This window comes from Oscillibacter sp. (assembly GCF_032060045.1).
Lineage (GTDB): Bacteria > Bacillota > Clostridia > Oscillospirales > Oscillospiraceae > Oscillibacter.
The window spans coordinates 37,237-46,687 of record NZ_DAMBZJ010000017.1 but is presented as its reverse complement, the minus strand read 5'-3'; the positions used below and the strand labels follow the sequence as shown (position 1 = coordinate 46,687).

The window sequence follows — 9,451 nt, the reverse complement described above, 5'->3', positions numbered from 1 at the left end:
CGGAATTGCAGCAAATCTCCGAGGATGCAGACTATCTCCGCATCGGCGCGGGCGTCACCTTTACGCAGGCGCTCGACGACCACCGCGTTCCCCAGCTGATGAAGGACGCCGTGGCGCTAATTGCCGCACCCGCCATCCGTAACGCAGGTACCTTCGGCGGGAACTTGGGCAATGGCTCTGCCAAAGCGGATTCTGTTCTGATTGAATTTGCGGCAGATGCAAAGGTTCGGCTTCAATCCCTGCGAGGTGAGCGCATTGTTCCCGTGGAGGAATTTTATCTGGGCCGGAAAAAGCTGGACCTTTCCGACGACGAACTGATTGTGGAGGTTCTTCTGCCCAAAACCGGACTGGACCGGTATTTCTATCAAAAGGTCGGCGGACGCAACGCGCTGGCCATTTCCCGGGTGTCCTTCGCAGGCGTGTTTGCCGAGCAGGACGGAAAAATTTCCAACATTGCCGCCGCGTTTGGCGCGGTGGCGGACACTGTTTTGCGCGATCGCGATTTGGAAGCCATCCTGCTGGGTAAAACCCTGGCGGAAGCACGCGGACTGAAAACGGAGTACCTAAAGGCCTATGGGGACCGAATGGTTCTCACCCGGGGCCGTGTGTCGGCGGAATACCGCAAGACCGTGTGCATGAATCTTCTGAACGAGTTTTTAACTCGGTTCGGCATTTAACCCATCACAAATCCGCCCGCGGTACCAACCCCGGGCGGATTTTTTGAAAGGAAGAGTGAAGTGTTTACTGTTTCAATTAACGGAAAAGAGTACGAGTCCCCTCACGACAAAAAACTTCTGCGGTTTTTGCGGGACGATTTGCACCTGACCGCCACCAAGGACGGATGCAGCGAAGGTGCCTGCGGCACCTGCACCGTGCTGGTGGACGGCGTAAAAACCAAGGCCTGCGTGGTTTCTTTAAGCAAGCTTGCGGGAAAGCACGTGCTGACCGTGGAGGGCATCGACCCGGAGGAAATGAACGTCTATGAGCACTGCTTTGCCGCCGCAGGCGCGGTGCAGTGCGGCTTTTGCATCCCCGGCATGATTATTTCGGCCAAAAGCCTGCTGGACGGCAATTTGAATCCCACCCGGACGGATGTGAAGCTGGCCATTAAGGGCAACCTGTGCCGCTGCACCGGCTATAAGAAAATTGAGGACGCGATTTTGATGGCGGCCGACTTTTTCCGGGAAAAACGGGAAATTCCCTCTGCCCCCTCCCTGTTGCATATGGACGAGCACGCAAAGCGCATTGATGCCGCTGAAAAAATCAACGGGACCGGCCTGTTTGCCGACGATCTTGCCATACCGGGAATGCTGTACGCCAAGCCCATTTATTCTAAGTTCCCCCGCGCCCTGATTAACCGCATTGACGTATCCCGCGCCCTTGCGCACCCAGACTGCGTGGAAGTTCTGCTGAAGCAAGACGTTCCCTGCAACAAAATCGGCCACATCAAGCAGGATTGGGACGTGATACTGGGCGAAGGTGACATCACCCGGTATGTCGGCAACGTCCTGGCGGTGGTCGCCACCGACAGGCAGGATAAGCTGGAAGAGCTTTGCGCGCTGGTAGAGGTGGATTATACGGAGCTTACGCCCGTCACCAGCCCCTTTGAAGCCCTGCGAGGCGACGCACCCATGATTCACGAGGACGGCAACGTGATGAGCCGGGCCAACCTGGTCCGGGGCAACGCGGACGAGGCCATCAAAAACTCCAAATACGTGGTCACACGGAAATATAAAACCTCTTGGCAGGAGCACGGTTTTATGGAACCGGAATGCTGCGTCGCCATGCCCGAGGGAGACGACGGCCTCCTGCTTTACACCTCCTGTCAGTCTGTCTATGACGTGCAGCGGGAATGCGCCAAGATGCTGGGACTTGCCAAGGAACAGGTGCACTGTCACGCGGCGCTGGTGGGCGGCGGCTTCGGCGGCAAGGAGGATATGTCGGTGCAGCAGTACGCGGCACTGATGGCGTGGGTCACGAAAAAGCCAGTCAAGGTGAAGTATACCCGGCAGGAATCTTTGAACTACCATGTCAAGCGCCACCCTATGGAAATGGAGTTCACCACCGCCTGCGATGAAAACGGCATCCTCACCGGCATGAAGGGCATTATTATTGCGGACACCGGAGCTTACGCCTCTCTGGGCGGGCCGGTGCTGCACCGGGCCTGCACCCACGCGGCGGGACCTTACAACTATCAGAACATTGACATTTTCGGCATGTCCGTCTATACCAACAACGTTGTCTCCGGCGCATTTCGGGGCTTTGGCGTAACCCAGAGTTGCTTTGCAACGGAAATGAACATCAACCTTCTGGCAGAGATGGCGGGGCTGGACCCGTGGGAGTTCCGCCGCCGCAACGCCATTCAGCCCGGGCAGGTGCTTCCCAACGGGCAGACTGCCGACCCCAACACCAATATGGCCGCGTGCTTAGACGCAGTGAAGGACGTGTTTCACGCAAATCCATACGCGGGCATCGCCTGCGGGTTTAAAAACTCCGGCACCGGCATGGGGAAAAAAGACATCGGGCGGGTTTTGCTGTCCGTGGAACAAGGGAAAATCCACATCCGCACCTCCGCCTCCTGCATGGGGCAAGGCATCGGACAGATGACCCTGACGGAAATCTGCCACGTAACGAATCTGGATCCCGCCCTGTTTGTCTTCGAGGCGGCGGACACTGTGCGCACGCCGGATTCCGGAACGTCCACCGCTTCCCGTCAGACGGTGATGACCGGTGAAGCCGCCCGGCGCGCCGGTGAACGTCTCAGGTGCGTGCTGGACAGCGGAAAAACGCTGGCTGAGCTGGAGGGCCGGGAATTTCTTGGAGAATACTCTGCTCTCACGGATCCCTTAGGCGCAATCAAAGAAAATCCCGTCAGCCACGTCTCCTATTCTTATGGCGCACAGGTTATTGTGCTGAATGAGGAAGGCAAAATCACGAAAGCCGTTTCCGCCTTCGACGTAGGAACTCCCGTCAACATCGAATCTGTGGAAGGCCAGATTGAAGGCGGCATGATCATGGGCATCGGTTATGGCGTGACCGAAAAGTTTGAGTGCGTAGACGGCTATCCGAAGAGCAAGTTCGGAACCATCGGTTTTATGAGGGCAACAGAGGCCCCGGAGCTGGAGGTTATTCTCTGCCGTCCCGAAGAGGGGGATCAACTTCCCTATTCTCTGGGCGCCAAAGGCTGTGGTGAGCTTTGCATGATTCCCACAGCTCCGGCCTGTGCCCATGCCTACTATCGGCTGGATGGGAAGTTCCGTCAGAGCCTTCCATTGGAGGGCACACCTTATCGGAAAAAATAAGGGAATAAAGCGCAATTAAGCGGGAGCCGGTAAAACCGGCTCCCGCTTTCCTGTTCTGGCAAAATTCTTGGAAACGTTGCCTTGCCCCGTCAGGTCATCAGCAGCTTCGCGTAAAAGGCCGTTTGGTTCTGGGCGGCGACAATCTTCGCCTGGCGCAAAAACGCCTCCAATGTCTCCGGGTGCTCCGCCGCATTTAGGCAGGCAGCCACTGCCCCATTCACAATGCACAGATAGGGCATACCGCAGGGTAAAATCACAGTCATTCGCTTTGCTAATTCATAGCATTCCCGAAAATATCGCCCCAGTTCTTCCCCGTGGAGGCCCTCAATTTCCCCCAGTACAAAACAGCCCCGGACGGAAATCGCAGGAAGCGTTTTTATCTTCTGCGCAAGCTCCGGGAGCATTCCTTCCGGAAATCCGGGCTGCTTCCCGTCGTCAAAGCGCCGGGGAATGATCCGCAGGCCCACCGACTCCAACGCCCCCTCTCGCGGATGGAGTCGGGCAATTTTGTCAATTTCCCGCAGCTCATCCCAACTACTTGCAACAAACCGGCACGTGCCAAACAGACGCGGCAAATCCGCATTTGTTTTTCCCGGCTCCGAGAAAAAAATTTGCTCTCGCTGCAGGCCCAAGTCCACGGCGGAAAGTACCTGCTTCTCTGTCTGCAGGTTGACCGCTTGAATCTGTTCCACCCCGTGCGGAGCGAGGTCTGAAAACAGAAACTGATATTCCGGGAGCTGCTGTTGCAGCCAAGCAAAATCAATGTGAAAGCTCATGCAAATCTCCAATATCGGCTGTAATTAAGAAACCCGTTTTTGTGAGTATACCACAAACTGTTTGAAAAACCAATGGTCCATCATAAAGTCTTTTCCTCCTATTTGCTTTTATTTAGTACATTCCAGCAGCAATTTGCTATTTCAAAAACTTTTGCCATGCCTGTTCGCCCCGCGCCCTCATTTCATGTCAAGTTTCTATTGAAAATCAAGTGTCCTTGCAGTATTTTAAACGCTGCAAGGCCACCCATATCGTGACTCCGGTCGACATCGCCGCAACTTAGCCATGCAGCAAGCACCTATAAATACACAACTAATCTTCAAAAAAATTCAAGCTGCTTTTTTAATTATATAAAAATCTGCACCGGCGCAAATTCCAACATATAGCAACCAGCATGCACCATAGGTTGCAAACGAATTGCCAAGCAGAGGATACGGTGCAATTAAGCCCACATATCCACCGAAAAAGCCATCCAGCAAATTGAAGCAAATGGAAATCGGAATCAACCCCAAAATCCATACGTTAATTGCCCAGAAGTGTTTTTTTGCCCTTACTTTTGTGGTTTCATCGCTAATCGTCTGCCCAATTGCAAAGATTACGCATCCAACCGCGATTATTATCAGTCCTACCGCCACCGAGGAAGAGAGTCTCTCCTCATGCCATATCATCACTGCGGAGATGACGCCTATAAAATTCAAGGCTGTCGCAACAATTGAAAATATACTGGCATCCGGCTTCTTTCTTACTTCCTCCCTCTTTGTTGGCGCAATCCCCTTTAGAAGATAATCCGTAGTCACACCAAAATAATCGCTCATGATGATTATTTTTTCTATGTCAGGCACACTTTGTCCGCTCTCCCACTTAGAAACCGCCTGTCGGGAAACCCCGGTTTGCTCTGCAAGCTCTTCCTGCGAGATTCCCTTTGCTTTTCTTAAGCTTTGTATTCTGTCCGCTCTATTCATAATGCCCCCCTTTCCGGAGTAATGGTATCGTACCACAAACCGCGGTTGACTGCCAACAACCAGACCTGAAGATATGTCAACTGCTGGTTGCAATCCCGCTGAACTCTACTTATTTTTATTTGTTTTGGAACTTTGATAGAATGAAGTCACGACACTGGCCACCAGCAATCGCTTCCACTCAATACCGGTATTTTTTGAAGTTTAGGGCGGTACGCCGTGCGGCTTTTTCCAGCAATTGCTGAGGCCTTAATTTATTTACACCAGTGCTCCTGCCATTTTAATCAACAGCAACTCCACAGCCCGATCCGTCCAGTCCCCGGCCTTCCACCGCTCCGGGCTGTCAATTACTCCAGCTTTTACCAGCTTGTCCACGGCTTGGTCCAACTTGGATGCCTCTGAGTAACCCTGCCATCCGGACACGGCTTTTTCACTGCCGCTGCGGCTATCCCACCGCGTCCGCGTATTTCGCACGTCCACATGCACAAAGGACGGATACACCCCAATGCCTCCGGTAACCGGCTGCAAAAACTCTGTATACTGCGCAACCGTCAGCGGCGACACGCCGGGAATCGTGATGTCCGCCGCCGTGCCCGAAAGGTGCTGGGACTTGGGTGCCCCGCCTTGCTTGGCGTTCCACGCCGCCGTGCGGTACGCACTGTTGATGGTGACGGGCTTTCCAAAATGGTCCCGTATTTTCTGGAGCAGCGTCACCAGTTCTCCAGAAATCAGCACAGTGTCGCTGCCGTCGTGGCAGGCGAACTCCGCCACGGTGAAATTTACGGACAGCTTCACGCTGCCGCTCTTTTTCTTGGAATAGGTCTTGACGCTCACGCCTTCCCCTCCGGCAGTCCCGCCACACTCGTTAAAAGAGAGAGCACCCCTGCCAGCACGGACGCAGATACCACCATGCGCCAGTCCACCGCACCCAGCACTGCCGCCGTGCCGATCGTTGCCACTGCCGTCTGCGCCACGGTCTTGACCGCCCGCACACTTGCCGCCTTGGCCCAAATCTTTAAGCTTTTCATATGTATCCTCCCTTTCAAGGTTAAGGGGCGGGGTTTTCCCCGCCCCACTCGCTAATTACTCCGCCGACCATACCATTAAGCTTTGTGTTGACCGAATCACGTTGGACTCTTAAAGCTTCTCTGTAAGGCTTCCACCGACTGGCGGCAGATTATCTTTTGCCGGTCAGCTTGTCCCCTGCGCTGTCCACGGCTTTTTTCCCTGCCTCCAGCGCAGATACCAGCCACCTAGGCACTGGCGCGCCCAATGTTACCGCGTGCTCCGCCAAACTCCCCAGCTCCCCGAGGATGTACCACACGATTACCAGTGGTCCCAGCAGTACCGCATACTCAAACGGCAGCGTGATACCGGGAATAGTTGCGATGACCAAGCCGATCAGCCAGTCCGCCACCAGAGCGACCACCACAATCACCACTTCGCCGCCCTTGTGCCACGCACCGGCCCGCAGCTTTGCACTGCTCCAGTTTCCCTTCTTAAATGCCGCCGCGCTGCCGATCAGCCAGTCCAGCAGCATCATACCCACCCAGACCACCACCAGCCACCCGAACCAGCCCCAAAAGGCCGTCAGTGCCGCGAGAATGGCGGTAATTCCGACTTTTATATTGGTTAAAGTGTCGTTGTCCGTTTTGATCGTTCCTTTCTATTCCCCCTGCGCCAGCATGGTACAATGGATGTTTTGGGGGCATCCTAGGCAATCTTTCGCACTACTTCCATGAGGAAGTATACCGTTCTTACGAAGCACGCCAGCAGGCTGGAAAGAATCCTGTCTTCGGTCTTACGCATTGCCGCCCCCCAACATCGCCGCAATCTGCGCGTCGCACTGCATCCGATAGTCCTCTGGCAACTCCGTGGCCCAGTCCACCGCTGCCGCCTCGGTGAGCTTGTCCGCGTCCACCAGATCGTGGGCCAACTGCTCCAGCCAGTCAGAGCGGATTTTGCAGGAGATGATGTAGGCGTACCCCATCTGAAACAGCGCGGTAAACTGCGCCGCCGTGTAGACCTCGTGCGTCACCCGGCTGCTGTCGTGCCAAAGGGCCTCCGTGGCTCCGGCCTGCACTGCTGCATACTGCGTCTGAAGATCACGCTGCTGAATCTCCGTCAGGGTGTAGTGCAGAGGTCCGCGCCCCAGCACGTCCGCGTCAAAGCCTCCAGTGATGGCCTCGGCACAGGCCGCTTTAATGGCTGTGCTGCGCTCCTCCCTGATTTTCTCCGGGTTTGGAGCCGGCAAATTAGCAAGGTACTTCTGATAGGCATCCTCGTTCCATGTACATGAGGTTACAGTAGTACCATCATGTTCAAGGATTACAAATCCTGCAGCCTTTTTTCCAGGTTTAAAAAACTCGGGTAAAAACTCATCGGGAAGTGACACCAGACCAGAATCGTAGGTTAACTGTACCCCATATTGAGTCTTTTGATTATTTGAAACATAATACATACAGTTCTTACCCCCCAATTGCTACATAGTAATAAACCATGCTAAGCACATTCATTTGACCCTGTGCATTATTTACAGAATACCAGGACAGAGAATTTTGGACAGAATCAATATAGTTGTTTGCAGAAGCACTCCCTTGAGATTGAATGGAGTAATTTTTCTGTCCAGGGGTCCACAGCATAAAGTTTGTGCAATAATTAGAATTGATTGTGAGTCCCCTAGGAAAGTAATTGTCACCGGCATATGTGGCACATTGAACCATAAACAGCTTTGGTTCTGAGGGAAAGGTAAGCACATTTGGGTTGGCTGAACCATACACACCAGTTCCCATGTAAGAACCCGACAATGCCCAAGACCGATTTCCCAGTTTACCTAGGCTATTGTACAGGTACCCATCAGAAATGGGGTAAGCGTTTGGGTTTGTCGAGTTCACATAGGAATGAACTGTTCTTTTATTCGTCGGGGCTCCATATTTTGTACATACAGATACAAAAACTTGAAGCCCAGCCCCATTAGGGGTTGTAAATACTGCTTCAGGGGGGAAGTACATTAGGGGGGGATAGTTATTCACAAGGCAGTATTTTCCCTTGAGGGGGTCTCCAGTTGCTACATTGTTTGTAGTAAATCCTAACGTTGAGGGGTTCACCAACTGAAATTTTAATCCATTGGTATCAGATATTACTGTAAAGGAATCAGCATAGTATATGGGAAAAGTAGTTGGGTTGGAGTTTTGCAAGAGTAGATAGTTATTGTAAACGGCTTTTGTTCCATCAGGGTGTGTTGTGTATTTTTCCCATATATACTCATTCCCAAGTCCTGTTTGCAGCCGTAGCAACGGGGCCATCGCCTGCTGTTCGACGGCGGTTGCCGCGCCGATCTGTGCGGCCGTTACCCCGTGGGGATTATCTGTGCGTACCGTGTGGGCCACAAAGTTGGCCTGCACCGCTGCCGCGCTGCCAGCCGGGTCTGCTCCGATCTGTGCCGGAGTATGGGTGTGGGTTGCTGCTGCCTTCCCCGCCAGCGCCGCATACAGCGACTTAAACTCCGCGTCAATGTTCGTCTCCGCCCAGTGCGCTGCGTTCCAGTCCTCTGCCACCGTGATGGGCGTTGTGCATTTGTAGAGCGTCCCGTCGTGGGTGCAGTAGTCCCCCACCGAGTAGGCCGTTCCGTCGTCATACTCCTGCGCCGACCGTGCCGCTGCAATGGCCGCGTCCAGTTGCTCGAAGTTGTAATTGAGGTCGGCCACATCGGCATAATCAGTGCCTGCGGGAAGCCGCAAGCCCAGATTTGAAGTATTATCCATTCAAATCACTCTCCTTTACCTGTTGCCATGTGTAAGCGCTCAGCTCATTCCATGCGTTCTTCTTTACCCCATCCCAAGTCTTGTAAATGATCACGTAATCCCACCCCAAGTGGGCGGGCATAATCTCCCGCAGGGCGGCGGTGAGATCGTCCATGTTGGGCGGGGTCCCGATGTTCCCCACAAACTTGATGGCCACCCGGTACTGCTCGGATAGCTCCGTGACTTCCACGGCCCCATTGCTGAAGCTCTCCGCCACGTTCTGAATCATGTCCCCGGTGGTCACCCCCGCGCCCCGCAGCTTGGATTTCACCCGGCTGCGGCGAAGATCAATGTCTTTGCTAATTTCCACCGGGATGCCCAGCGCCTGCTCCCAGTATTTAAGACTCCATGTGGCGGTATCCACATTCAATTGCTCCATCGTTTCATCCCGGGCCTGCCGCAGCGCCAAGACCTCCGTCTCCAACGCCTGCTGGATGTCCGCAAACTCCGCGCCCCGTTGTAGATACGCCGGGTATCGCGCCAGCAAATTACTCATGAGACCGTCACCTCACCCAGCACTGGCACCTCGTCGGCCGCGATGACAAGATTGTCCTCTCCGCCGCCCACCGTCAGACCGGTGTAGTCCACCACGCCTGGAATGCTGAGCAGCAAA

10 protein-coding genes are annotated in these 9,451 nt (G+C 54.2%); 2 read left to right on the top strand and 8 right to left on the bottom strand.

Annotated features, from left to right (window positions below):
• Both RT018_RS08690 and xdh read left to right on the top strand, forming a co-directional pair.
• Positions 1–677 (top strand): FAD binding domain-containing protein (locus RT018_RS08690; protein WP_312941079.1); only part of this gene is annotated, 677 nt, incomplete at its 5' end.
• A gap of 60 nt (positions 678–737) precedes the next feature.
• On the top strand, positions 738–3,302 hold the full coding sequence (xdh, locus tag RT018_RS08685; RefSeq protein ID WP_312941077.1) for a selenium-dependent xanthine dehydrogenase: 2,565 nt from the start codon (positions 738–740) through the stop codon (positions 3,300–3,302).
• An 89-nt stretch (positions 3,303–3,391) separates the two neighbouring features.
• On the opposite strand, the gene RT018_RS08680 is transcribed toward xdh, so the two are convergent.
• The 8 genes from RT018_RS08680 to RT018_RS08645 form a co-directional block, all read right to left on the bottom strand.
• Positions 3,392–4,078 (bottom strand): hypothetical protein, encoded by a 687-nt coding sequence (locus RT018_RS08680; RefSeq protein WP_312941075.1) that lies wholly within the window; start codon positions 4,076–4,078, stop codon positions 3,392–3,394.
• Between the two features lie 327 nt (positions 4,079–4,405).
• Positions 4,406–5,038, bottom strand: a complete 633-nt coding sequence (locus RT018_RS08675; protein WP_312941073.1) for a helix-turn-helix transcriptional regulator — start codon at positions 5,036–5,038, stop codon at positions 4,406–4,408.
• A gap of 255 nt (positions 5,039–5,293) precedes the next feature.
• The gene (locus RT018_RS08670; RefSeq protein WP_312941072.1) at positions 5,294–5,869 is read right to left on the bottom strand and encodes a D-Ala-D-Ala carboxypeptidase family metallohydrolase; all 576 of its coding nucleotides are present in this window, start codon (positions 5,867–5,869) and stop codon (positions 5,294–5,296) included.
• A complete protein-coding gene (locus RT018_RS08665) occupies positions 5,866–6,063 on the bottom strand; it encodes a holin (RefSeq protein WP_312941070.1) in 198 nt (65 codons plus the stop codon). The genes RT018_RS08670 and RT018_RS08665 overlap by 4 nt, the downstream gene beginning before the upstream one ends.
• A gap of 149 nt (positions 6,064–6,212) precedes the next feature.
• Positions 6,213–6,629, bottom strand: a complete 417-nt coding sequence (locus tag RT018_RS08660) for a holin family protein (protein WP_397360023.1) — start codon at positions 6,627–6,629, stop codon at positions 6,213–6,215.
• A gap of 207 nt (positions 6,630–6,836) precedes the next feature.
• A complete protein-coding gene (locus RT018_RS08655) occupies positions 6,837–7,496 on the bottom strand; it encodes a hypothetical protein (RefSeq protein WP_312941068.1) in 660 nt (219 codons plus the stop codon).
• 7 nt (positions 7,497–7,503) lie between these two features.
• A complete protein-coding gene (locus RT018_RS08650; RefSeq protein WP_312941066.1) occupies positions 7,504–8,799 on the bottom strand; it encodes a carbohydrate-binding protein in 1,296 nt (431 codons plus the stop codon).
• The gene (locus RT018_RS08645) at positions 8,792–9,334 is read right to left on the bottom strand and encodes a putative phage tail protein (RefSeq protein ID WP_312941064.1); all 543 of its coding nucleotides are present in this window, start codon (positions 9,332–9,334) and stop codon (positions 8,792–8,794) included. The genes RT018_RS08650 and RT018_RS08645 overlap by 8 nt, the downstream gene beginning before the upstream one ends.
• Between the last annotated feature and the right edge of the window lie 117 nt (positions 9,335–9,451).